Source organism: Klebsiella sp. KTE92, from assembly GCF_000398905.1.
Taxonomy (GTDB): domain Bacteria; phylum Pseudomonadota; class Gammaproteobacteria; order Enterobacterales; family Enterobacteriaceae; genus Klebsiella; species Klebsiella variicola.
The window spans coordinates 2,528,706-2,551,309 of record NZ_KB976100.1 but is presented as its reverse complement, the minus strand read 5'-3'; the positions used below and the strand labels follow the sequence as shown (position 1 = coordinate 2,551,309).

Here is a 22,604-nt window from a genome sequence, read left to right as displayed (position 1 = left end):
AGTAATCGTTTTAAGATCACCGTCACATCTTCCCTTGAATCACCCGTCCAGAGCTTATGACTACGAATACGGTCTCACGCAAGGTAGCGTGGCTACGTGTCGTGACGTTGGCCATCGCCGCGTTTATTTTTAACACCACAGAATTCGCCCCTGTCGGTCTGCTGTCCGATATTGCCGGCAGCTTCGGCATGGAAACCGCCCAGGTGGGCATGATGCTCACCATTTATGCGTGGGTGGTGGCGCTGATGTCGCTGCCGTTTATGCTGCTGACCAGCAAAATGGAGCGCCGGCGGCTGCTCATCGGCCTGTTTATTCTGTTTATTGCCAGCCACGTTCTGTCGTTTTTTGCGTGGAGTTTTGATGTCCTGGTGATTAGCCGCATTGGCATCGCTTTTGCGCATGCGGTTTTCTGGTCAATTACCTCAGCGCTGGCCATCCGTATGGCGCCGCCTGGCAAACGGGCGCAGGCGCTGAGCCTGATCGCCACCGGTACAGCCCTGGCGATGGTGTTCGGTATTCCGATTGGCCGCATCATCGGCCAGTATTTTGGCTGGCGAATGACCTTCCTGGCGATTGGCCTCGGCGCGTTAGCCACCCTTGCCTGTCTGGTAAAACTGCTGCCGACGCTACCGAGCGAACATTCTGGCTCGCTGAAAAGCCTGCCGGTGCTGTTCCGCCGCCCGGCGCTGGTCAGCGTTTATATTCTGACCGTGGTGGTGGTGACCGCCCACTATACCGCCTACAGCTATATCGAGCCCTTTGTCCAGACGGTGGCGGGCCTGAGCGGCAACTTTGCTACCGTGCTGCTGTTGATCCTCGGCGGGGCCGGTATTATCGGCAGCATTCTGTTCGGTAAGCTCGGCAACCAGCACGCTTCCGGGCTGATTAGCATCGCTATCGGCCTGCTGCTGGCCTGCCTGCTGTTGCTCCTGCCTGCCTCGGACAATGCACATCATCTGATGCTGCTCAGTATCTTCTGGGGCGTGGCGATCATGATTATCGGCCTCGGTATGCAGGTAAAAGTGCTGGCTTCCGCGCCGGATGCCACCGACGTCGCCATGTCCCTGTTCTCGGGCATCTTTAATATTGGTATTGGCGCTGGCGCGCTGGTGGGCAGCCAGGTGAGTCTGCATCTGTCGATGGCTTCCATCGGCTACATCGGTGCCATCCCGGCGCTGGCCGCGCTGGTATGGTCTCTGATGATCTTCCGCCGCTGGCCGGTATCGCTGGAAGACCATCAACCGCACCACTCCTGAGTTACCGCGATAAAAAAGCCTGCCGGCATGGCTACCGGCAGGCTGTTGTCTCTCATCCCATCCGGGGCGATCAGGGGTGCCAGGTCGAAATGATCTCCAGCACGCCATTAATAATAAACTGCACGCCCATACAGACCAGCAGGAAGCCCATCAGCCGCGAAATGGCCTCGATGCCGCCTTTGCCTACCAGACGCATAATCGCGCCGGAACTGCGCAGACAAGCCCACAGAATCACCCCTAACAGCAAAAAGATGATCGGCGGCGCCGCCAGTACCACCCACTCCGGGAAGTCCACGCCGTGCTTAACGGTCGAGGCGGAGCTAATAATCATCGCGATGGTTCCCGGACCGGCGGTGCTTGGCATCGCCAGCGGCACAAAGGCGATATTGGCGGTCGGTTCATCCTGCAGTTCTTCCGATTTGATCTTCGCTTCCATCGAATCGTGGGCTTTTTGCTGGGGGAACAGCATGCGGAAACCGATAAAGGCCACAATCAATCCCCCGGCGATACGCAGCCCAGGTATTGATATGCCGAATGTATTCATCACCACCTGACCGGCATACCACGACACCATCAGAATGGCGAACACATACACCGATGCCATCAACGCCTGCTTGTTCCGCTCGGCGTTGTTCATATTGCCCGCCAGGCCGAGGAACAGCGCCACGGTTGTGAGTGGGTTTGCCAGCGGTAAAAGCACCGCCAGGCCAAGCCCTATTGCTTTAAACAAATCGAACATAGTTAATTAAAGTCCCGTTAATATTCATTTTTTAAGTATTGTTTCGTTCCGTGAGTATACCGGCTTCGACACTTTCGCCGCCAGCCTGCTGGTAAACCACTTCCGCTAAAAATTAACAAGCGTTAGCAAAACCACAAACAGTGACCCACGTCAGATTTTTTTATTTTAGCAAATCGTGGCATCGGCCAATTCATAATGTTGACTTATGATTGCCTGGGCAATAGTATCACCTGCAACTAATTACTTGCCTGGGCAACCATCATGAAAAGTACCAGCGACCTGTTTAATGAAATGATCCCGTTGGGCCGCTTGATCCAGATGGTTAACCAGAAAAAAGATCGCCTGCTCAACGACTACCTCTCACCCATGGATATTACCGCGACCCAGTTTCGCGTGCTCTGTTCCATTCGTTGCGAGGTATGTATTACCCCCGTTGAGCTGAAAACCGTGCTTTCCGTCGACCCGGGCGCGATGACGCGTATGCTCGACCGCCTGGCGTGCAAAGGCTGGATTGAACGGTTACCCAACCCCGCTGACAAGCGCGGCGTGCTGGTGCAGTTGACACCGGACGGCGCAGCCCTTTGCGAGCAGTGTCATCAGGTTGTGGGTCAGAAGTTACACCAGGAGTTAACAAAAAATCTGTCGGCGGACGAAGTCGTCGCGCTTGAGCAACTACTCAAGAAGGTCCTGCCGTAAAATAAGAAGAGGTAAGATGATGTCCAGACGTAATAATGACGCCATCACTATCCATAGTATTTTGTCGTGGATCGAGGATAACCTGGAATCGCCCCTGTCGCTGGAAAAAGTGTCTGAGCGTTCAGGTTACTCCAAGTGGCACCTGCAACGTATGTTTAAGAAAGAGACCGGCCATTCCCTCGGCCAGTACATCCGCAGCCGCAAGCTGACGGAGATTGCGCAAAAGCTCAAGCAGAGCAATGAGCCCATTTTGTACCTGGCGGAACGCTACGGTTTCGAGTCGCAGCAGACCCTGACGCGAACGTTCAAGAACTATTTCGATGTTCCGCCCCACAAGTATCGCATAACGAATGTACCTGGCGAATCCCGCTATCTGCATCCGCTAAATAACTGATGTTAATCGCCTGTATTATCAAAGACGTATTGAGGAAATCATGAAACTATTCGCTGCCGCAGCTATCGTACTCCTGTCGCTGGTCTCCAGCCTCAGCTATGCGGAGCAAAACACCACGCCGGTGCGTCAAAACCAGCGTGATACAATGATTATCCCTTCGGAACATAACGATTCGCCATTTGATTTCAATCATATGGCGGCTGGCAGTGATAAATCCGACGAACTGGGCGTGCCGTACTACCAGCAGCACGACCTGTGATGCCATTACACGCATAATTGTGTAGCCCCTTCTTCGGGGCTTTTTTTTATCCGCGCGCCATACCCGGCCGCACCAGACGTAAGCCGAAGACGTTAATATAGAGCCCGGCCATAATCAGTACCGCCCCGGTGAGCTGCAGTCCGCTCAGCGTCTCCCCCAGCAACAGCGCAGCGCTGGCCATCCCCACCACCGGCACCAGCAGCGACAGCGGCGCCACCCGCCAGGTTTCATAGCGCCCCAGCAGCGATCCCCAGATACCATAGCCGACGATAGTGGCGATAAATGCCAGATAGAGCAGCGACAGTATCGTCAGCAGATCGATGTGTTGCAGGCTCGCCAGCATGGTCTGCGGGCCATCAATCAGCCATGAGGCCAGCATAAACGGCAGCACCGGGATCAACGCGCTCCACACCACCAGCGACATAATGGGCGGCCGGGCGGCATGCGACATGATTTTCTTGTTGAAGATATTACCGCAGGCCCAGCTGAGCGCCGCCGCCAGGGTCAGCATAAAGCCCACCAGCGGCACATGCTCCCCGCCAAGGCTGCCCTCCACCAGCACCAGCACGCCAAAGATCGCCAGGGCGATCCCCGCCAGTTGCTTGCCCTGCAGACGTTCGCCAAAGACGAAGGCGCCGAGAATGATGGTGAAGAAGGCTTGCGCCTGCAGCACCAGCGAAGCCAGCCCGGCAGGCATACCCAGGCCGATAGCGCAGAACAGAAAGGCAAACTGACCAAAGCTAATGGTCAGGCCATAACCCAGCAGCAGGCGCAGCGGGATAGCCGGGCGGGATACAAACAGCAGCGCCGGGAAGGCGACCAACATAAAGCGCAGCCCCGCCAGCATCAGCGGCGGCATATTGTGTAATCCCAGCTTAATCACCACAAAGTTAAGCCCCCACACCACCACTACCAGCAGCGCCAGTAGTCCATCTTTCCTCGTCATACCCTGCCTCTGTCGTTATTAGAATTTTTGTGAACAAAATCAAAGTAACCAAAAAGCGGCCGCCAGGATAGATCATTATTTTTGGCAGGCCAGGAAGTGCGACCGGCGACCGGGCTGACCTGTACAAGGCGTAATGAGCGTGTTATTTGTGATCGAAGACGTAAAATTATAACAACATGACAGGCAAGGAAATCATGATCACCACTCTCAGGCGCTCCACCATCGCGCTGCTGGCATCGTCGTTACTGCTAACTATTGGCCGCGGGGCCACACTGCCGTTTATGACTATCTACCTCACCCGACGTTATCAGCTGGATGTCGATGTGATTGGCTACGCGTTGTCGCTGGCGCTGGTGGTCGGCGTGCTGTTCAGCATGGGCTTTGGCATCCTCGCGGATAAGTTCGACAAAAAGCGCTATATGGTGTGGTCAGTGCTGGTGTTTATTCTGGGATTTAGCGCGATACCGCTGGTCAATAACGCTATCCTGGTGGTGATCTTCTTTGCGTTGATCAACTGCGCCTACTCGGTGTTTTCCACCGTGCTAAAAGCCTGGTTCGCCGACCGACTGACGCCGGAGAAAAAAGCGCGTATCTTCTCGCTGAACTATACCATCCTCAATATCGGCTGGACCGTCGGGCCGCCCATCGGCACGCTGCTGGTGATGCACAGTATCAATTTGCCGTTCTGGCTGGCGGCCGCCTGCGCCGCCTTTCCATTGGTGTTTATTCAGCTGTTTCTCCAGCGGGAGGTGGCCGTGGCCCAGCCGGGCGCTGTCGCCTGGTCTCCCTCGGTGTTGCTGCATGACCGGGCGCTGCTGTGGTTTACCTGTTCCGGGCTGCTGGCCTCCTTCGTCAGCGGCGCTTTCGCCTCCTGTCTCTCGCAGTATGTGCTGGTGGTCGCCAGCAGTGACTTCGCCGAGAAAGTGGTGGCCGTGGTGCTGCCGGTTAACGCCGCGGTGGTGGTTGCTCTGCAGTACGCGGTTGGCCGGCGGCTGAGCGCCAGAAATATTCGCCCGCTGATGACCTTCGGCACCGTCTGCTTTGTTATCGGCCTCGTGGGCTTTATGTTCTCTGGCGCCAGCCTGTGGGCGTGGGGGATCTCGGCGGCGATCTTCACCCTCGGGGAAGTGATTTATGCCCCCGGGGAGTATATGCTGATTGACCATATTGCCCCGCCGGGGATGAAGGCCAGCTACTTCTCCGCCCAGTCGCTGGGGTGGCTGGGCGCGGCATTCAACCCGATGTTCACCGGGATGATCCTCACCCATCTGCCGCACTGGTCGCTTTTTGTCATTCTTATCGTGGCGATTGTCGCCGCCTGGCTGATGATTTTCCGCGGGATGAATGCCCGTCCCTGGCAGCCGGATTGTCCGCTGGCTAACGCCTGACGCCAGCTGGCATGCGGCTGTCGGGTTGATGTCGGGCCGCTGTCGGGTCGCTGTCGTGGTGGCTGGCGGCCCGGTTCACCATACTCCATCACAGGTTTACATCCGCAGAACGTCATGGAGCATACGAATATGAACAGCAACAATCAGGTCAAACAATTACGGCTACAGCGCGCCTGGTCCCAGGAGCAGCTGGCCGAAATGGCGGGTCTCAGCGTCCGCACGATCCAGCGCATTGAGAATGGAGAACGCCCGGGGCTGGAGACCCTCAGCGCCCTCGCCGCGGTCTTTGAGGTCACGGTGGCCGAGATCGGCGGCGAAGCCTCGCGGGAGGGTGCGCCGGGCCCGGAAGCCTCGCTGGATCTGCGCATAGAGGAAGCCAAAGCGCGGGTGCATCAGGAGAGCCGCTTTTTCCGTTCGCTGTCGGTGGCGCTGGTGGTTTGCGTGCTGCTGGCGGTGCTTAACCGCTTCACTAATCCGCAGTACTACTGGTCCGGCTGGGTCGCCCTGATCTGGGGCGCCCTGCTGGTGGTGAGAGGATTACGCCTGTTCGTGTTCGGCGAATGGATCAAAAACTGGCGCCAGGCGCGCCTGCAGCGGCTGTTGCGCAAATAGCCCGCAAACCGGCGGCGCGCACGCCGCCGGCCTGGTCAGATGGTCACCATGGCGCGCACGCCGTCGCGCTCCATATCACCGCCCTTGCCCTGCTGGACGATGGCGCCGCGCGACATCACCAGGTAGTGGTCCGCCAGCCCGGCGGCAAAGTCATAGAACTGCTCCACCAGCAGGATCGCCATATCCCCGCGGCTCGCCAGCTGGCGGATCACCTCGCCAATCTCTTTGATAACCGAAGGCTGGATCCCCTCGGTGGGTTCATCGAGGATCAGCAGCTGCGGACGGCTGGCCAGCGCGCGGCCGATCGCCAGCTGTTGCTGTTGACCGCCGGATAAGTCACCGCCCCGCCGCTGCTTCATGGTCTTGAGCACCGGGAAAAGCTGGTAGATCTCCTCCGGCACCTGCTGCGCTTCGCGGGCGGGAAAGCGCGACAGCCCCATCAGCAGGTTTTCTTCCACCGTCAGGCGCGGAAATATCTCGCGCCCCTGGGGGACGTAGGCGACCCCGGCCTGCACCCGCTGGTGCGGTTTGCGATGGGTGATGTTCTGATCCTGCCAGCGTACCTCACCGCTGCGCGCCGGGATCAGCCCCATCAGGCATTTCAGCAGCGTGGTCTTACCAACGCCATTGCGCCCCAGCAGGCAGGTGACTTCGCCCTGACGGGCGGAAAAATCCACCCCACGCAAAATATGGCTGCCGCCGTAGTATTGATGTAGCTGACTCACCTGTAACATTGGCGCTCCTTAACGTCCCAGATAAACTTCAATGACCTGCTCATTGGCCTGCACCTCCCGCAGCGATCCCTCCGCCAGCACCTGGCCCTGATGCAGGACCGTCACCCGGTCGGCGATGGTCTCGACAAATCCCATGTCGTGCTCCACCACCATCAGGGAGTGCTGTCCAGCCAGGGTACGAAACAGCTCCGCCGTATACTCCGTTTCCGCATCGGTCATGCCGGCCGCCGGCTCATCAAGCAGCAGCAGATGCGGCTCCTGCACCAGCAGCATGCCGATCTCAAGGAACTGTTTCTGGCCATGGGACAGCAGACCGGCCTGGCGGTAGCGCTCACCATCGAGACGCAGCAGGCGCAGTACCTCATTCAGCCGATCGTCCTGTTCGCTGCTCAGCCGGGCGCGCAGGCTGGCCCACACCGATTTATCTCCCTTCATCGCCAGGGCGAGATTTTCCGCCACCGTCAGCGCTTCGAAGACCGTCGGCTTCTGAAACTTGCGCCCGATGCCCTGGCGGGCGATGGCCACCGGGTCAAGAGTGGTCAGATCCACCGACTGGTCATAGAGCGCTTTGCCGCTTTGCGGCCGGGTCTTGCCGGTGATCACGTCCATCAGGGTAGTCTTGCCCGCCCCGTTGGGGCCGATCACGCAGCGCAGTTCGCCGACGCCTATCGCCAGCGACAGATCCGTCAGCGCCCGGAAACCGTCAAAGCTGACGTTGATATTCTCCAGCTGCAGCACCGGATCGGTTTGTTCGCGAAAGCGATCGCCGGGCAGCTGACGGGTAAACAGTCCTTCATCCGGTTGCATTAGCGGTCTCCTCGACGCAGCAGGCCCATCACTCCGCGGGGTAAAAACAGGGTCACGATGATGAAGATGAGGCCCAGAAACAGCTGCCAGTACTCTGGCATCGCCACGGTGAAAATGCTTTTCGCGCCGTTGACCAGACCGGCGCCAAGCACCGGGCCGATCAGCGTGCCGCGGCCGCCGAGCGCCACCCAGATGGCGGCCTCGATGGAGTTGGTCGGCGACATTTCGCTGGGGTTGATGATCCCGACTTGCGGGACATATAACGCCCCCGCCAGACCGCAGAGCACCGCCGACAGCGTCCATACCAGCAGCTTGAAGCCGCGCGGGTCGTACCCGCAGAACATCAGCCGGTTTTCGGCGTCACGTACCGCGGTGAGGATCCGGCCAAACTTACTCTGCGCCAGCGCCGAGCCCAGCCACAGGGTCAGCAACAGCAGCAAAACCGTGGCCATAAACAGGGTGGCGCGGGTGCCGGTGGCGGTGACCGGAAAACCCAGCAGCGTGGTAAAACCGGTGAAGCCGTTGTTACCGCCAAACCCGGTCTCGTTGCGAAAGAACAGCAGCATACCGGCATAGGTCAGGGCCTGGGTCATGATCGAGAAATAGACCCCTTTGATCTTCGAGCGAAAGGCAAACCAGCCGAAAACCAGGGCCAGCAGACCGGGAACCAGCACCACCAGCGCCATCGCCCAGGCGAAATGCTGCGTGCCCCACCAGAACCAGGGCAGCTCGCTCCAGGAGAGAAAAGACATAAACGCCGGCAGACCGTCGCCCGCCGCCTGGCGCATAAGGTACATCCCCATGGCGTACCCGCCGAGGGCAAAGAAGATCCCGTGCCCCAGCGACAGCATACCCGCATAGCCCCAGACCAGATCCAGCGCCACCGCCACAATGGCGTAGCAGAGGATTTTGCCGCTCAGCGTCAGCAGCCAGCTCGGCACCGCCAGCGGATGCGAGGCCGGCAGCAGCGCCAGGAATGGCATACTCAGCAGCCCCAGCACCAGCAGGATCCCCAGCCAGCGCAGAGGCCGCGGCGCGCGCTGCGCCAGCGTTAAGGTGATTGGTTGGCTCATCAGTCAATAACCCTCCCTTTCAGCGCGAACAGACCCTGCGGGCGTTTCTGAATAAACAGAATAATCATCACCAGGATCAGGATTTTGCCCAGCACCGCGCCCATTTGGGGTTCGAGAATTTTGTTGAAAATGCCCAGCCCAAAGGCCGCCGCCACGCTGCCGGCCAGCTGGCCGACGCCGCCCAGCACCACTACCAGAAACGAGTCGATGATGTATCCCTGACCCAGTTCAGGCCCGACGTTGCCAAGCTGCGACAGCGCCACGCCGCCCAGCCCGGCAATACCGGAGCCGAGGCCAAAGGCCAGCATATCCACCCGCCCGGTAGGCACGCCGCAGCAGGCGGCCATCGCCCGGTTCTGCGTCACGGCGCGGACGTTCATCCCCAGACGGGTACGGTTCAGGATGAGCCAGGTAAAACACAGCACCAGCAGGACGAACGCCAGCACCGCCAGCCGGTTCCACGGCAGGATCAGGTTCGGCAGGACCTGCACGCCGCCGGAGAGCCAGGCCGGGTTTGCCACCTCCACGTTCTGCGCGCCAAACAGCATCCTCACCAGCTGGATAAGCATCAGGCTGATCCCCCAGGTGGCGAGCAGCGTTTCCAGCGGCCGACCATACAGATGACGAATAATGGTGCGCTCCAGCGCCATGCCGATCCCGGCGGTCACCAGAAACGCCACCGGCAGCGCGACCAGCGGATAAAAGGCCAGCCATTGCGGCGCGAGCTGCGCCAGCGCCTGCTGTACCAGCCAGCAGCTGTAGGCGCCGATCATTAACATCTCACCGTGGGCCATGTTAATCACCCCCAGCAGGCCATAGGTGATCGCCAGCCCCAGCGCGGCCAGCAACAGCACCGATCCCAGCGACAGCCCCATAAAGGCCTGGCCCAGCAGATCGCCGAGCAGCAGACGATGTTTGATCTTTTGCAGGCTGTCGCTGGCCGCCTCGCGCACCGCCGCATCCGGCTCATGCTGGGCATCGGTAAAGGGGATCAGCAGCGCCTGGGTTTCCGGGTCCGCGGAATGGCCGAGCAGCGTCACGGCGGCCAGCCGCGCGCTGGCCTCAGGCTGAGTCAACTGCAGGCGCGCCAGCGCCACCTCCAGCAGGCCCCGCACATTCTCATCGGTTTCCGCCTGCAGCCGCTGTTGCAGCAGCGCGGCCATGGCCGGGGTCGCTTCCCGCTGAAGCGTGCGCGCGGCGGAAGCCCTCTCCGTGACGTTGTCACTTAATATAAGGTGGCTGGCCAGCGCGCCGGCAGCCAGATTGCGTAGCCGGTTGGTCAGACGGACCGGTCGGGTTTCGCCCTGCGGCGCGGCGGCAGCGCCCAATGGCTGTAATCCGCCCTGTCGGGTGCGGAAAGCATGTTTTCCGTCGTCCATCACCAGGCTCTCGGTGGTCAACGCCCGCAGCAGCGGCAAACGATCCGCCTGCGGCGCTGCCGCCCACTGGGTCAACAGCTGCGCCTGCTGGCTGCGGCTGGCGGCAACAAAGTCGTCCGCCTCCGCGGCCTGCGCCCGCCACGGCAGCAGGATCAGCAGTAGCGCCAACACACTCATGAGACGCAATGCGTTCATGTCGTTCTCCTCTGGTCAGCAGCCGACGGGCGCTATGCTCCAGCCCCGTCGGCCCTGGCGCTTACTGGCTGACGGTTTTCACCGGATGGTCAGGTTTCTTATCGTTACCGGGGATCCACGGACTCCACGGCTGCGCGCGAACGGGTTTATCGGTCTGCCAGACCACGTTGAACTGACCGTTACCTTCAATTTCACCGATCATCACCGGCTTATGCAGATGATGGTTAGTGGCATCCATGGTCAGGGTAAAACCGGATGGCGCGTTGAAGGTCTGCCCGGCCATCGCCTCGCGCACTTTATCGACATCGGTGGTGCCCGCTTTGGTCACCGCCTGCGCCCACATATGCAGACCCACCCAGGTCGCTTCCATCGGATCGTTGGTCACCACCGTATCGGCATTCGGCAGCTTGTGCGCTTTGGCGTACGCGCGATAGTCGGCGACGAAGGCTTTGTTGGTCGGATTATCGACGGACTCAAAGTAGTTCCATGCCGCGAGGTTGCCGACCAGCGGTTTGGTATCGATGCCGCGCAGCTCCTCTTCCCCCACCGAGAAGGCCACCACCGGCACATCGGTCGCTTTCAGACCCTGGTTAGCCAGCTCTTTGTAGAACGGCACGTTGGAATCGCCATTGATGGTGGAGACCACTGCCGTTTTGCCACCGGCGGAGAATTTTTTGATATTGGCGACGATGGTCTGGTAATCGCTGTAGCCGAACGGGGTGTAGACCTCCTCGATATCTTTGTCCTGGATCCCTTTGGCATGCAGGAAGGCGCGGAGGATCTTGTTGGTGGTGCGCGGATAGACGTAATCCGTCCCCAGCAGGAAGAAACGTTTGGCGCCGCCGCCATCCTCACTTAGCAGGTATTCCACCGCCGGGATAGCCTGCTGGTTAGGCGCCGCGCCGGTATAGAAGACGTTGGGGGACATCTCTTCCCCTTCATACTGCACCGGGTAGAACAGCAGGCCGTTCAGCTCCTCAAACACCGGCAGCACCGATTTACGTGAGACCGATGTCCAGCAGCCAAACACCACCGCCACTTTATCCTGGGCCAGCAGCTGGCGTGCCTTCTCGGCAAACAGCGGCCAGTTGGAGGCCGGGTCGACCACCACCGGCTCCAGCTTCTTGCCCAGTACCCCGCCTTTGGCGTTGATGTCGTCGATGGCCATCAGCGCGACGTCCTTCAGCGGCGTTTCGGAAATCGCCATCGTTCCCGAGAGCGAATGCATGATCCCGACTTTGATGGTGTCGGCGGCATAGGCCTGGAATGAAAGACCCATAGCCATTACAGAGGCGGAGAGTGCAAAAGCTTTTAATAACGTTCTACGTTGCATGATTCACTCCTGAGTAGCGCAAAAATAAAGAATTAACAGCTAACCAGAGGTGATAAGGCAAAAACGGTGCCAGGTTGTGAAAACAGCAGGATGCGGGACAGGTGGGCGGCGGAGAGGGTGGGGACGGCAGCGTTGCCTCATCACGGTGCAACGCTGCGCTAAGAAAGTTATTACCAGACGTCGGCGGCGATCGACGTCACCAGTCGGACTTTTTGCCACTGCTGGTCTTCGCTGAGGGCATTGCCCTCTTCCGTAGAGGCGAAACCGCACTGCGGACTCAGGCAAATCTGCTCGAGCGGCACATACTGCGCGGCCTCAGCGAGACGCGCTTTCACCCCCTGCGGATTCTCCAGCTCGCCATTTTTGGTGGTGATCAGTCCGAGAACCACCTGCTGATGGCCAGGACGAATAAAGCGCAGCGGCGCGAAATCCCCGGAGCGGTCGTTGTCGTACTCAAGGAAGAAGGCATCGACATTGACGCCGCCAAACAGCACCTCGGCCACCGGCTCGTAACCGCCTTCCGAGATCCAGGTTGAACGGAAGTTACCCCGACAGACGTGCAGGCCCACCGTCAGATCGGCCGGCTTACCTTCCAGCGCCTGGTTCAGCACCCGGGCATAAATGCGCGCCAGCGCATCCGGATCGTCGCCGCGCTCGCGTACCTGCTGACGCTGGGCATCGGAGCACAGGTAGGCCCACACGGTATCGTCCAGCTGCAGATAGCGGCAGCCGGCGTCATAAAACGCGCGGATCGCGTCGCGCCAGGTGGTGGCCAGATCGTCGAAGTAGTCGCTAAGATCCGGGTAAACGGTGGCATCAATATCTTTCCGCCCGCCGCGGAAGTGCAGCACGCTCGGGCTGGGAATGGTCATCTTCGGCTGCGCGTCGCCGCTGATGCTTTTCAGATAGCGGAAATCCTCCAGCATCGGGTGGTCGCCAAACGCCAGCTTGCCGGTGACGCGAACGCCGTGCGCTTTGGTCTGCACGCCGTTGAACTGGATCCCCTGCTCGGCATCGTAACGTTCAACACCCTGCAGGCCATCGAAGAAATCGAAATGCCACCATGCGCGACGAAACTCACCGTCGGTGACCACATGCAGGCCGCAGTCGCATTGCTGCTGAACCAGATGACGGATCGCGTTATTCTCAATTTCGCGTAGCTGACCGGCGTCGATAATCCCCTCAGCCAGCTGCTGACGCGCCTGTTTAATGCTGTCCGGGCGCAAAAAACTGCCGACGATGTCTGCGCGGAACGGGGCCTGTTGACGTTGCATGCTGTCTCCTTAGCGGTGGGCGCGTTAGTTGCCCACCGTGATAGTTCATTATTTGAATTTTTAGACTTCTGGATGGCTATATGTCCAGATACTGGCATGCAGAGTGGTGGGTCGCAAACGAGAATATTTCATGGTGCATGAAATATTTTCATTTACCGGAAACAAACGCATAGCCCTCATCTTCCCAGCCGGTGAGTCCGCCGAGCATCATTTTCACCGGCCGCCCGAGCTCAGCCAGCTTCAGCGCGGCAACGTCAGCACCGTTGCAGTGCGGCCCGGCGCAGTAGACCACAAAGAGGGTCTCCGCCGGCCAGGCGGCCATTCGCTCGGCGGTGATCTGGCTGTGCGGGAGATGCTCCGCGCCTGGCAAGTGACGTCTGGCGAAGGCTTCCTCGCTGCCGACCACGTGCAGCAGGACAAAGTCGACCTCGCCGGCACGCTGGGCGCTGTGCACATCGGCGCAGTCGGTCTCAAGATGCAGCTTATGGCGGAACCAGCGGATAGCCTCAGCGGAAGCGGCAGGGGGAAATTGGGTTACTACACTCATGGCGTCTTCTCCTTGTCTGTGATAACACTACTTTACTGACGCCCATCACCCTGATCTGCCGACAACCATGACAGAAAACGCTAACATCCTGACAACCCCTTCTGTGACACCGTCACGTCATCAGGTGGTCGCCCTCGCCTACGATGGCCTGTGCACCTTTGAGTTTGGCGTAGCCGTGGAGATCTTCGGCCTGCCGCGCCCGGAAATGGGCGACAACTGGTACCACTTTGCCGTCGCCGCCGTCGATGAAGGGCCGCTGTGCGCTACCGGCGGCATCCGCCTGATGACTGACGGCGGCCCTGAACTTCTCGCCCAGGCGGATACGATTGTGGTCCCCGGCTGGCGCGGTGTCGACGCCCCGGTCCCCGAGGCGCTGTGCGCCGCCCTCGTTGCCGCCCACGCCCGCGGATGCCGGATTATTTCCATCTGTTCCGGGGTGTTCGTTCTCGCCGCCGCCGGGCTGCTCAATGGCCGCCAGGCAACGACCCACTGGCGCTACACCGCGGCGCTGCAGTCGCGTTTCCCGCAGATCCAGGTGGTGGAAGATGTGCTCTACCTGGGCGATGCTTTGCTGATGACTTCCGCCGGCAGCGCGGCGGGGATCGACCTTTGTCTGCATCTGGTGCGCGAGGATTTCGGCAGCGAAGCCGCCAACGTCGTCGCCCGCCGCCTGGTGGTCTCTCCCCATCGCGACGGCGGTCAGACGCAGCAGGTCCTGCGCCCGGTAGCCCGCAGCCGGGAGAGCCAGCGCCTTGGGCAGCTGTTTGACTATCTGCACCAGCATCTTGCCGCCAGCCATACCGTCGCTTCCCTCGCCCAGCGCGCCGGCATGGGACCACGCACTTTCCTGCGCCGCTTTGAGGAGGCCACCGGTAAAACACCCGCCCGCTGGCTGCTGGACGAGCGGCTGCTGCGCGCCCGCCAGCACCTGACGGAGAGCACGATGTCCATCGATCAGATCGCTGAGCGCTGCGGGTTTGCCAGCGCCGGCACCCTGCGTCACCATTTTCGCCAGCACTTCGCGCTCAGTCCGCTGCAGTACCGGAAACAGTTTGCTACTTCTCCGATTGCAAAATCGTCGCGGCAACGGACAATAGACGGCCACAGTAAACGGGTCGCCAGGAGGGTCGATGATGAAGAAAGAGTGTCGGGTAGTGATCTATAAAGAGGGGCTGCTGGGCAGCCTGTTTTTTGGCGAAGCCAAGGCGGACCCTGACAAGATGAGCCAGTTTCTCAGCAGCTATACCCGTGAAGGATGGGAAGTGAAAACCATGTCGGTGGAGCGCCGCCGCACCGCTTTGTTCTGGTCGCGGGAAGCGTATCTTTTCGTGCTCGAACGCCCCCTCTGACAGCCTGCGCCTGGTTTACACGTTTAAGCCAGGCGTTTCTAAGCGCCTGCTTTCAGGGCCGACGGATATAGCCCTGCTCCTGCATTTTCTGCATGCCCTCCTCGCTGGCGCAGACCATGCCGGTGGTCAGCATGGCAAAACCAAAGCGCTGATAAAACGTAATTTTATCGGCGACCGCATAGATAAAAATTTTGCCAAAGGGCAGGAGTTGCTCCCGGATGGCCAGCATCAGCTGTTGCCCGTAACCCTGCCCCTGACGTTCGGGGACGATCGCCACATCCGCCAGATAGCTGCTCCAGGTGCAATCGCTGATGGCTCGCGCCACGGCAATCAACTGGCCGTTCTCATAGCCAAACCAGCAGAAGGTGCTCTGGCGGAACGCCTGCTCCAGTTGCTGAACATCGCGCTCATTCAATCCGGCCTCGGCGATAATGGTTCGCACCCGCTGCCAGTCCACCCGCGCGATCGCCTCTTTACCCTCTATCACCATCATAACCTTGCCTCCCGTCGTCTCCCGGATGGAGCCCCGGAAGCAAGATCTAGCATGCCGCGGCAGGATATGCCAGGCGGAAAGGCGAACGGAAGAAAACGGTAGAGGCGGGCGACGGCAAAAAAAAACCGCCATATGACTGGCGGTAAATCAATGCTTGCATGGATAGATTGTGTTTTGCATTTTTCGCAGACAGATAATCCTGACCTCTCTACGTTTGATGACGAGGTTAACAGAGTCAACCTCAATAAAGCCTCAACGGCCTGCGCTAAAGTTTTTCCACCAGCGCTTTCAGTTGCGCGAGGGTCTGCTGCTGATCCTCCGCGACGGCGGCGGGCCAGGCCGACTGGCGCACAATAAGCCGGGTCGGCAGCAGTTCGCGGATCCTCAGCTGCGGGGCCGCCATCAGGGCGATCAGCCGCTCCACCGCCCGCTTGCCCAGCAGATCGAAGTCCTGCGCCACCGTGGTGAGCGGCGGCTGGAAGTAGAGACTGTCGGCGGTGTCGTCATAGCCGGTCACCGATACCGCCCGGCTACCGCTGCGATTAAGCTGGGCGAGCGCGCTGAGCACGCCGAGCGCCATTTGATCGTTCGCCACCACAATCGCGCTGATCCGCGGCTGCAGATGCAGCAGCTCGAACGTTTTTTGCCAGCCGCTGGCGGCGCTCCAGTCGCCGAACACCGTTGTTGAGCGAGCGATATTCAGACTGTGCAGCGCCTCGCGCCAGCTGGCGAGGCGCAGACGGGCGGAAACCGAACTTTCCGGCCCCGCCAGCAGGCCGAATTCGCGATGCCCCAGCTCCCACAGGTGGCGTACGCAGGCTCCGCAGCCGTCGCGGTGGTCGAAGCGCACGCAGCAGACATCGGCCTCCGGGGAGACGTCAAGAAACAGGCAGGCCATATCCGGGTTCTCTTGCACCAGCCGCTCGGCGGTGGCGCTCTCCAGGGGCAGACTGACGATCACCCCGCGAATATGCTGGGCGCGTAGCTCATCCAGCCGCGCCTGTAGCGCGACAAAATCGGCCTGCGCCGGCATCGCTATCGCCACTTCCAGCTGATGCAGGCTGGCATGGCTTTTTATCGCGGCGGCGATCTGCGAGGGGGCATGCAGCGTCAGCGAGGCGGTAATTAACCCGATGGAGGGCGCTGCCTTGCCGGCAAGCAGCTGCGCCGAGCGGTTAGGCACGTAGTGCAGCGTCTGCATCGCGCGGATCACCTGCTCCCGGGTGCGGGCTGACACCACCTCAGGACGGTTCAGCACCCGGGAGACCGTCTGTTGGGAGACACCCGCCGCGCGAGCGACATCCTCAAGGGTTGCGGTACGACGCGGCATCTTTTCTCCTCAGCGATAACAATGTCGTGCGCTAACATTTTATGTTTAACGCGCGACAAAAAACAGCGTTTTGCCCTCGCTTTCGTGATCGTCTGTTCATTTCATTTCCAGCGTGATTGCTGGAAAAAACAAATTACCCGATAACGTTAATCATCCTGTTTAGCGAACGACATTTTCTGACTTACCGGGGATTAAAATGCAAATTAGCGATACCGGCCACAGCCACATGCCCGACTTTCACGCCGTCCTCGCCCGTGAAGACTGGCAGAACCAGACCATTACCCACCTTAACCGCCTGCCGGCGCATCCCGCTTTCGCCAGCTGGCGCGATGAGCTTGCCGCCCGGGATAACCATCCCTCCACACGCCGCCGTCAGCTGGACGGCGAGTGGCAGTTCGCTTACGCCCGCAGCCCGTTCGCCGTCGATGCGCAGTGGCTGACGCAGGATTTGCCGGGCAGCCGCGGCACGCCAGTGCCTTCCAACTGGCAGATGGAGGGCTATGACGCGCCGATCTACACCAACGTCCGCTATCCCATCGATACCACGCCACCGCGGGTGCCGGAGGATAACCCGACCGGCTGTTATTCCCTGCACGTTGAGATCGAAGAAACCTGGCACGCGGATGGACAGACGCAGATTATTTTCGATGGCGTCAACTCGGCGTTTCATCTGTGGTGCAATGGCGTCTGGGTCGGCTATTCGCAGGACAGTCGCCTGCCGGCAGCGTTCGATCTCAGCCCCTTCCTGCGTCCGGGCGACAACCGCCTGTGCGTGATGGTCATGCGCTGGAGCGCCGGCAGCTGGCTGGAAGACCAGGATATGTGGCGAATGAGCGGCATTTTCCGCTCGGTGTGGCTGCTGAATAAGCCGCAGCAACGGCTATGCGACGTGCAGTTGACGCCAGCCCTCGACGCCCTCTACCGCGATGGCACTCTGCAGGTCCAGGCGACCGTCGAAGCGACAGAGGCGGCCCTTGCCGGGCTCAGCATCGGGGTTAGCCTGTGGCGTGGCGAGGAGCAGGTCGCCGCCGGGCGGCAGCCGTTAGGCACCCCGGCGGTGGATGAACGCGGCCACTACGCGGAACGGGTCGATTTTGCTCTGGCGGTGACGGCGCCGGCGCACTGGAGCGCGGAAACTCCAAACTGTTATCGCGCCGTGGTCACCCTGTGGCGCGGCGACGAACTGCTGGAGGCCGAAGCATGGGACATCGGTTTTCGCCGCATCGAGATTGTCGATGGCCTGCTGCGTCTTAACGGCAAACCGCTGCTGATCCGCGGCGTTAACCGCCATGAGCATCATCATTTGCGCGGTCAGGTGGTCACCGAGGCGGATATGGTGCAGGACATTCTGTTGATGAAGCAGAACAACTTTAACGCCGTGCGCTGCTCGCACTACCCCAACGCGCCGCGCTGGTATGAACTCTGCAACCGCTACGGTCTGTACGTGGTCGATGAAGCTAATATTGAAACCCACGGGATGGTGCCGATGAATCGGCTGTCCGACGATCCGGCGTGGCTGCCAGCCTTCAGCGCCCGCGTCACCCGGATGGTACAGAGCAACCGCAACCATCCGTGCATTATCATCTGGTCGCTGGGCAACGAGTCCGGCGGCGGCGGCAACCACGAAGCGCTGTACCACTGGCTGAAACGCAACGACCCGAGCCGTCCGGTGCAGTACGAGGGCGGCGGCGCGGATACCACCGCCACCGATATTATCTGTCCGATGTACGCCCGCGTCGAACGCGACCAGCCGATCCCGGCGGTACCGAAATGGGGGATCAAAAAATGGATCAGCCTGCCCGGCGAGCAGCGGCCGCTGATCCTTTGCGAATATGCCCACGCGATGGGCAACAGCCTCGGCAACTTCGCCGATTACTGGCAGGCCTTCCGCGAGTATCCGCGGTTGCAGGGCGGGTTTATCTGGGACTGGGCCGATCAGGCGATCCGCAAAATCTTTGACGACGGCAGCGTCGGCTGGGCCTATGGCGGCGACTTTGGCGATAAGCCTAACGATCGCCAGTTCTGTATGAATGGTCTGGTGTTTCCCGATCGCACGCCGCATCCGTCGCTGGTGGAGGCGAAGCACGCCCAGCAGTATTTTCAGTTCACGCTGCTGTCGACCTCGCCGCTGCGGGTGCGCATCACCAGCGAATACCTGTTCCGTCCAACCGATAACGAAGTGGTGCGCTGGCAGGTGCAGTCGGCCGGTGAAACCCTGTATCACGGCAACCTGACCCTTGCGCTGCCCCCTGAGGGCAGCGACGAGATAACGCTGCTCGACAGCCTGATCCTGCCTGAAGGCGCCCGCGCGGTGTGGCTGACGCTGGAGGTGACCCAGCCCCGGGCGACCGCCTGGTCAGCAGCGGAACACCGCGTCGCCTGGCAACAGTTTCCCCTGCCCGCCCCGCTGGCGCTGCCGGCGCCCACCGTGCCTGCCGGCGCTCCGGATCTTATCGTCAGCGACGAGGTCTGGCAGATCCGCGCCGGTTCGCAATGCTGGACCATCGATCGCCGGACGGGTCTGCTGAGCCGCTGGTCGGTTGGCGGTCAGGAGCAGCTGTTGACCCCCCTGCGTGACCAGTTTATTCGCGCGCCGCTCGACAACGACATCGGGGTCAGCGAAGTAGAGCGTATCGACCCCAACGCCTGGGTGGAGCGCTGGAAAAGCGCCGGCCTGTACGATCTTGAGGCGCACTGCGTCCAGTGCGACGCGCAGCGCCTGGCAAATGAAACCCTCGTCGACTGCCGCTGGCACTATCTGCGCGGCGAAGAGGTAGTGATTGTCAGCCACTGGCGCATGCACTTCACCGCGGACGGTACGCTGCGGCTGGCGGTGGACGGCGAACGTGCAGAAACCCTGCCGCCGCTGCCGCGGGTCGGGCTGCACTTCCAGGTGGCGGATCAGCAGGCGCCGGTGAGCTGGCTGGGGCTGGGGCCGCATGAGAACTACCCCGACCGGCGGAGCAGCGCCTGCTTCGCCCGCTGGGAGCAGCCGCTGGCGGCGATGACGACGCCCTACATCTTCCCGACGGAAAACGGCCTGCGCTGCGATACCCAGGCGCTGGACTGGGGACGCTGGCACGTCAGCGGGCATTTCCACTTCTCCGTTCAGCCGTGGAGCACCCGTCAGCTGATGGAGACCGACCACTGGCACAAGATGCAGGCCGAAGACGGCGTGTGGATCACCCTCGACGGCCTGCATATGGGGGTGGGCGGCGATGACTCCTGGACCCCCAGCGTGCTACCGCAGTGGCTCCTGAGCCAAACGCGCTGGCAGTACGAGGTCTCATTGCGTTGCCTTTAATCCGTGGGGGCGACAGCCCCCACCCTACAAACAGAATAACAAGGGATCATGGTGATGAAATTCTCTGAACTGGCGCCACGAGAACGGCATAATTTTGTCTATTTCCTGCTGTTCTTTTTCTTTTACTATTTCATTATGTCGGCCTACTTTCCGTTTTTTCCGGTGTGGCTGGCGGACGTTAACCATTTAACCAAAACGGAAACCGGGATCGTTTTCTCGTCTATTTCGTTATTCGCCATTATTTTTCAGCCGGTGTTTGGCCTGATGTCGGATAAGCTCGGCCTGCGCAAACATCTGCTCTGGACTATTACGGTGCTGTTAATTCTGTTCGCACCGTTCTTTATTTTCGTTTTTTCACCGCTGCTGCAAATGAATATCATCGCCGGGGCGCTGGCGGGCGGGATCTATCTGGGGATTGTTTTCTCCAGCGGCTCCGGGGCGGTGGAAGCCTATATCGAGCGCGTCAGCCGGGCCAACCGCTTTGAATATGGCAAAGTGCGGGTCGCAGGCTGCGTCGGCTGGGCGCTGTGCGCCTCGATAACCGGCGTTCTGTTCGGCATCGATCCCAACATCACCTTCTGGATCGCCTCCGGTTTTGCGCTGGTGCTCGGTCTGCTGCTCTGGTTGTCGCGACCGGAAAGCAGCAACAGCGCCGAGGTTATCGAAGCGCTGGGCGCCAATCGCCAGGCCTTTTCGCTGCGCACGGCGGCAGAGCTGCTGCGTATGCCGCGCTTCTGGGGCTTTATCGTCTATGTGATCGGCGTCGCCAGCGTCTATGACGTGTTTGACCAGCAGTTCGCCAACTTTTTCAAAAGCTTTTTCGCCAGCCCGCAGCGTGGTACCGAAGTGTTTGGCTTTGTTACCACCGGTGGCGAACTGCTCAACGCGCTAATTATGTTCTGCGCCCCGGCCATCGTTAACCGCATCGGCGCCAAAAACGCCCTGCTGACCGCGGGGATGATCATGTCGGTGCGTATTCTCGGGTCGTCTTTTGCCTCATCGGCGGTGGAGGTGGTGATCCTCAAGATGCTGCATATGTTTGAGATCCCCTTCCTGCTGGTCGGGACCTTTAAATATATCTCCTCCGCCTTTAACCCGCGGCTCTCGGCCACCCTGTTTCTGATCGGCTTTAACCTGTCGAAACAGCTTTCCGGGGTGGTGCTTTCCGCCTGGGTCGGCCGGATGTACGACACCGTCGGCTTCCATCAGGCTTATCTGATCCTCGGGTGTATCACCCTGAGCTTCACCCTGCTCTCGTTCTTTACCTTACGGGGCGGGAAAAATCTGCTGCCTGCAGCGGGGACGCAGACCCCCGCCTGACTCCGGCGCCCCCGTCAGGGACGACGGGATTCACTCGACAATCCGCGTCTCCCCGCCGCGATTCTCCAGGGCATAGCGCTGACAAGGCGCCCCGGCGGCAATCAGCTCCGCCAGCTCTGCCGAGTGGCTGGTCAGCCAGATCTGGCTGTAGCGCGAGGCCTCGATAATCAGCCGGGCCAGCGCGGGCAACATGTCGCGATGCAGGCTGTTCTCCGGTTCATTGATCGCCAGAAAGGCCGGCGGGCGCGGGCTGAGCAGCGCAACGGCGAGGCACAAAAAGCGCAGCGTACCGTCAGACATCTCCGCCGCCAGCAGCGGGCGGCGGATCCCCTCGCGACGCATTTTCAGGGCGAAACGTGACTGCTCGTTTTCACAGTAAAACTGGCAGCCAGGAAAGGCGTCGGCGAGGATCTCGTGCAAAATCTCTTCCGCGCCGATCTCGACAATGGTCTGAAAGGCGGGCGCCAGATTATGGCCATCGCTGTCGAGCACTGGCGAACGGTACCCCACGGCCGGCTGACGCAGCGGCGAATGGCGGCCGATAGCGAATTCATGATAAAACCGCCAGCGGCGCAGGGTTTCCCGCACCCGCGACACCTCGGGAAAACGATGCGGTTCGCCGAGCTGACCGAACACCGACTCGTTTTCATAGATGCTCTCAGTGAACGTACTTTTCTCCCCCGTCACATCGACGAGAAACGCCGCCTGATTCTTACGCTGCAGTACGCGGGAGGAAGGCCGGCGGGAGTAGCCGGCCAGCCAGATGTTCTCTTCTTTAACGATGGGATCGAGCATGAACTGCGTCGGATAGGGCAATTTTTCCGGGAAGCCTATCTGCAGCTCATAATCGAAGCTGTCGGTCCGGCAGGCGATCTGCAGCCGCCGGGGATGACGATCAACGGGCGAACGCTCCCCGGACCACATCATATTCTCCAGACCGCCCTCTTCGCTGATAAACCCCGACAGCCTGCCGTCAGCGGCGGCGGTCAGCAGGTGGATAGCGTTATAAATATTGGATTTGCCGCAGCCGTTGGGGCCGAAGACAATGTTCAGCGGCCCGAGCTCCAGCGCGATATCCCTGACCGAGCGAAAGTTTTGAATACGGATGTACTGAATCATCATGGGTCCTGCCCTGGAAATAGAAGGCTGCCACAGTAGCAGAGCGGCGCCAGGGAT

Annotated in this window: 22 protein-coding genes and 1 pseudogene; 11 read left to right on the top strand and 12 right to left on the bottom strand. The window is 60.4% G+C overall.

Features of this window, described 5'->3' with window-relative positions; genetic code table 11:
• The first annotated feature begins 56 nt into the window (after positions 1–56).
• Complete coding sequence (locus A1WC_RS13405; RefSeq protein WP_008804962.1) at positions 57–1,256, top strand: sugar transporter; 1,200 nt, start codon at positions 57–59, stop codon at positions 1,254–1,256.
• Positions 1,257–1,326: 70 nt separating this feature from the next.
• Here the strand turns inward: A1WC_RS13405 and A1WC_RS13410 are convergent, their stop codons facing one another.
• Positions 1,327–1,995 carry a MarC family NAAT transporter gene (locus tag A1WC_RS13410; protein ID WP_002904403.1) on the bottom strand — a complete coding sequence of 223 codons (669 nt, stop codon included), beginning with the start codon at positions 1,993–1,995 and terminating at the stop codon, positions 1,327–1,329.
• Positions 1,996–2,256: 261 nt separating this feature from the next.
• Here A1WC_RS13410 and marR point away from each other — a divergent pair, with 261 nt between their 5' ends.
• Genes marR through marB form a run of 3 tightly spaced genes read left to right on the top strand, consistent with a single transcriptional unit; the run spans position 2,257 to position 3,344 of the window.
• On the top strand, positions 2,257–2,691 hold the full coding sequence (gene marR / locus A1WC_RS13415; RefSeq protein WP_008804963.1) for a multiple antibiotic resistance transcriptional regulator MarR: 435 nt from the start codon (positions 2,257–2,259) through the stop codon (positions 2,689–2,691).
• A 19-nt stretch (positions 2,692–2,710) separates the two neighbouring features.
• Complete coding sequence (gene marA, locus A1WC_RS13420) at positions 2,711–3,085, top strand: MDR efflux pump AcrAB transcriptional activator MarA (RefSeq protein WP_002904397.1); 375 nt, start codon at positions 2,711–2,713, stop codon at positions 3,083–3,085.
• A 40-nt stretch (positions 3,086–3,125) separates the two neighbouring features.
• Complete coding sequence (marB, locus tag A1WC_RS13425; protein ID WP_008804964.1) at positions 3,126–3,344, top strand: multiple antibiotic resistance protein MarB; 219 nt, start codon at positions 3,126–3,128, stop codon at positions 3,342–3,344.
• A 46-nt stretch (positions 3,345–3,390) separates the two neighbouring features.
• Here the strand turns inward: marB and eamA are convergent, their stop codons facing one another.
• A complete protein-coding gene (eamA, locus tag A1WC_RS13430; RefSeq protein ID WP_008804965.1) occupies positions 3,391–4,290 on the bottom strand; it encodes an O-acetylserine/cysteine exporter in 900 nt (299 codons plus the stop codon).
• Between the two features lie 194 nt (positions 4,291–4,484).
• Here eamA and ydeE point away from each other — a divergent pair, with 194 nt between their 5' ends.
• Together ydeE and A1WC_RS13440 are read left to right on the top strand one after the other, a co-directional pair.
• Positions 4,485–5,678, top strand: a complete 1,194-nt coding sequence (ydeE, locus tag A1WC_RS13435; protein WP_012541778.1) for an efflux MFS transporter YdeE — start codon at positions 4,485–4,487, stop codon at positions 5,676–5,678.
• 129 nt (positions 5,679–5,807) lie between these two features.
• A complete protein-coding gene (locus A1WC_RS13440; RefSeq protein ID WP_012541779.1) occupies positions 5,808–6,290 on the top strand; it encodes a helix-turn-helix domain-containing protein in 483 nt (160 codons plus the stop codon).
• Positions 6,291–6,325: 35 nt separating this feature from the next.
• Here A1WC_RS13440 and urtE read toward each other — a convergent pair whose 3' ends face one another.
• The 7 genes from urtE to A1WC_RS13475 form a co-directional block, all read right to left on the bottom strand.
• Positions 6,326–7,024, bottom strand: a complete 699-nt coding sequence (gene urtE / locus A1WC_RS13445; protein WP_016160988.1) for an urea ABC transporter ATP-binding subunit UrtE — start codon at positions 7,022–7,024, stop codon at positions 6,326–6,328.
• Between the two features lie 9 nt (positions 7,025–7,033).
• Positions 7,034–7,831 (bottom strand): urea ABC transporter ATP-binding protein UrtD, encoded by a 798-nt coding sequence (gene urtD / locus A1WC_RS13450; RefSeq protein WP_002904321.1) that lies wholly within the window; start codon positions 7,829–7,831, stop codon positions 7,034–7,036.
• Positions 7,831–8,904, bottom strand: coding sequence for an urea ABC transporter permease subunit UrtC (urtC, locus tag A1WC_RS13455; protein WP_008804969.1), 1,074 nt, complete (start codon positions 8,902–8,904; stop codon positions 7,831–7,833). Before urtC ends, urtD begins: the two co-directional genes overlap by 1 nt.
• Positions 8,904–10,478: an urea ABC transporter permease subunit UrtB gene (gene urtB, locus A1WC_RS13460; protein ID WP_016160987.1), complete on the bottom strand. Its 1,575-nt coding sequence runs from the start codon at positions 10,476–10,478 to the stop codon at positions 8,904–8,906. The genes urtC and urtB overlap by 1 nt, the downstream gene beginning before the upstream one ends.
• 61 nt (positions 10,479–10,539) lie before the next feature.
• The gene (gene urtA / locus A1WC_RS13465) at positions 10,540–11,811 is read right to left on the bottom strand and encodes an urea ABC transporter substrate-binding protein (protein WP_012968272.1); all 1,272 of its coding nucleotides are present in this window, start codon (positions 11,809–11,811) and stop codon (positions 10,540–10,542) included.
• A gap of 170 nt (positions 11,812–11,981) precedes the next feature.
• Positions 11,982–13,085 (bottom strand): cobalamin-independent methionine synthase II family protein, encoded by a 1,104-nt coding sequence (locus tag A1WC_RS13470; RefSeq protein WP_012541782.1) that lies wholly within the window; start codon positions 13,083–13,085, stop codon positions 11,982–11,984.
• Between the two features lie 148 nt (positions 13,086–13,233).
• Positions 13,234–13,632, bottom strand: a complete 399-nt coding sequence (locus tag A1WC_RS13475) for a rhodanese-like domain-containing protein (protein ID WP_008804973.1) — start codon at positions 13,630–13,632, stop codon at positions 13,234–13,236.
• Positions 13,633–13,699: 67 nt separating this feature from the next.
• On the opposite strand from A1WC_RS13475, the gene ftrA reads away from it, so the two are divergent.
• Both ftrA and A1WC_RS13485 read left to right on the top strand, forming a co-directional pair.
• Positions 13,700–14,797, top strand: coding sequence for a transcriptional regulator FtrA (gene ftrA / locus A1WC_RS13480; protein ID WP_008804974.1), 1,098 nt, complete (start codon positions 13,700–13,702; stop codon positions 14,795–14,797).
• A complete protein-coding gene (locus tag A1WC_RS13485) occupies positions 14,766–14,981 on the top strand; it encodes a DUF4177 domain-containing protein (protein WP_004205985.1) in 216 nt (71 codons plus the stop codon). The genes ftrA and A1WC_RS13485 overlap by 32 nt, the downstream gene beginning before the upstream one ends.
• Before the next feature lie 52 nt (positions 14,982–15,033).
• Here A1WC_RS13485 and A1WC_RS13490 read toward each other — a convergent pair whose 3' ends face one another.
• The gene (locus tag A1WC_RS13490) at positions 15,034–15,474 is read right to left on the bottom strand and encodes a GNAT family N-acetyltransferase (protein ID WP_016160986.1); all 441 of its coding nucleotides are present in this window, start codon (positions 15,472–15,474) and stop codon (positions 15,034–15,036) included.
• Positions 15,475–15,538: 64 nt separating this feature from the next.
• Here A1WC_RS13490 and A1WC_RS28435 point away from each other — a divergent pair.
• Positions 15,539–15,732: pseudogene (locus A1WC_RS28435) on the top strand (hypothetical protein); the annotation flags it as partial.
• A gap of 7 nt (positions 15,733–15,739) precedes the next feature.
• Here A1WC_RS28435 and A1WC_RS13495 read toward each other — a convergent pair.
• Positions 15,740–16,804, bottom strand: coding sequence for a LacI family DNA-binding transcriptional regulator (locus tag A1WC_RS13495; protein WP_012541786.1), 1,065 nt, complete (start codon positions 16,802–16,804; stop codon positions 15,740–15,742).
• 196 nt (positions 16,805–17,000) lie between these two features.
• On the opposite strand from A1WC_RS13495, the gene A1WC_RS13500 reads away from it, so the two are divergent.
• Complete coding sequence (locus A1WC_RS13500; RefSeq protein WP_016160985.1) at positions 17,001–20,108, top strand: beta-galactosidase; 3,108 nt, start codon at positions 17,001–17,003, stop codon at positions 20,106–20,108.
• Between the two features lie 54 nt (positions 20,109–20,162).
• Positions 20,163–21,428, top strand: a complete 1,266-nt coding sequence (locus tag A1WC_RS13505; RefSeq protein ID WP_008804978.1) for an MFS transporter — start codon at positions 20,163–20,165, stop codon at positions 21,426–21,428.
• 30 nt (positions 21,429–21,458) lie between these two features.
• Here A1WC_RS13505 and A1WC_RS13510 read toward each other — a convergent pair whose 3' ends face one another.
• Positions 21,459–22,547, bottom strand: a complete 1,089-nt coding sequence (locus tag A1WC_RS13510) for an AAA family ATPase (protein ID WP_016160984.1) — start codon at positions 22,545–22,547, stop codon at positions 21,459–21,461.
• Positions 22,548–22,604 lie beyond the last annotated feature (57 nt).

What these genes read in the sequence shown, in the direction of transcription:
- A1WC_RS13405 (WP_008804962.1), top strand. Translation starts at nt 57, where the DNA reads ATGACTACGAATACGGTCTCACGCAAGGTAGCGTGGCTACGTGTCGTG.
- A1WC_RS13510 (WP_016160984.1), bottom strand. Translation starts at nt 22,547, where the DNA reads ATGATTCAGTACATCCGTATTCAAAACTTTCGCTCGGTCAGGGATATC.
- urtD (WP_002904321.1), bottom strand. Translation starts at nt 7,831, where the DNA reads ATGCAACCGGATGAAGGACTGTTTACCCGTCAGCTGCCCGGCGATCGC.
- eamA (WP_008804965.1), bottom strand. Translation starts at nt 4,290, where the DNA reads ATGACGAGGAAAGATGGACTACTGGCGCTGCTGGTAGTGGTGGTGTGG.
- marR (WP_008804963.1), top strand. Translation starts at nt 2,257, where the DNA reads ATGAAAAGTACCAGCGACCTGTTTAATGAAATGATCCCGTTGGGCCGC.
- marB (WP_008804964.1), top strand. Translation starts at nt 3,126, where the DNA reads ATGAAACTATTCGCTGCCGCAGCTATCGTACTCCTGTCGCTGGTCTCC.
- urtE (WP_016160988.1), bottom strand. Translation starts at nt 7,024, where the DNA reads ATGTTACAGGTGAGTCAGCTACATCAATACTACGGCGGCAGCCATATT.
- A1WC_RS13490 (WP_016160986.1), bottom strand. Translation starts at nt 15,474, where the DNA reads ATGATGGTGATAGAGGGTAAAGAGGCGATCGCGCGGGTGGACTGGCAG.
- urtC (WP_008804969.1), bottom strand. Translation starts at nt 8,904, where the DNA reads ATGAGCCAACCAATCACCTTAACGCTGGCGCAGCGCGCGCCGCGGCCT.
- ydeE (WP_012541778.1), top strand. Translation starts at nt 4,485, where the DNA reads ATGATCACCACTCTCAGGCGCTCCACCATCGCGCTGCTGGCATCGTCG.
- A1WC_RS13505 (WP_008804978.1), top strand. Translation starts at nt 20,163, where the DNA reads ATGAAATTCTCTGAACTGGCGCCACGAGAACGGCATAATTTTGTCTAT.
- A1WC_RS13495 (WP_012541786.1), bottom strand. Translation starts at nt 16,804, where the DNA reads ATGCCGCGTCGTACCGCAACCCTTGAGGATGTCGCTCGCGCGGCGGGT.
- A1WC_RS13410 (WP_002904403.1), bottom strand. Translation starts at nt 1,995, where the DNA reads ATGTTCGATTTGTTTAAAGCAATAGGGCTTGGCCTGGCGGTGCTTTTA.
- A1WC_RS13485 (WP_004205985.1), top strand. Translation starts at nt 14,766, where the DNA reads ATGAAGAAAGAGTGTCGGGTAGTGATCTATAAAGAGGGGCTGCTGGGC.
- urtA (WP_012968272.1), bottom strand. Translation starts at nt 11,811, where the DNA reads ATGCAACGTAGAACGTTATTAAAAGCTTTTGCACTCTCCGCCTCTGTA.
- A1WC_RS13500 (WP_016160985.1), top strand. Translation starts at nt 17,001, where the DNA reads ATGCAAATTAGCGATACCGGCCACAGCCACATGCCCGACTTTCACGCC.
- A1WC_RS13475 (WP_008804973.1), bottom strand. Translation starts at nt 13,632, where the DNA reads ATGAGTGTAGTAACCCAATTTCCCCCTGCCGCTTCCGCTGAGGCTATC.
- A1WC_RS13440 (WP_012541779.1), top strand. Translation starts at nt 5,808, where the DNA reads ATGAACAGCAACAATCAGGTCAAACAATTACGGCTACAGCGCGCCTGG.
- marA (WP_002904397.1), top strand. Translation starts at nt 2,711, where the DNA reads ATGTCCAGACGTAATAATGACGCCATCACTATCCATAGTATTTTGTCG.
- urtB (WP_016160987.1), bottom strand. Translation starts at nt 10,478, where the DNA reads ATGAACGCATTGCGTCTCATGAGTGTGTTGGCGCTACTGCTGATCCTG.
- ftrA (WP_008804974.1), top strand. Translation starts at nt 13,700, where the DNA reads ATGACAGAAAACGCTAACATCCTGACAACCCCTTCTGTGACACCGTCA.
- A1WC_RS13470 (WP_012541782.1), bottom strand. Translation starts at nt 13,085, where the DNA reads ATGCAACGTCAACAGGCCCCGTTCCGCGCAGACATCGTCGGCAGTTTT.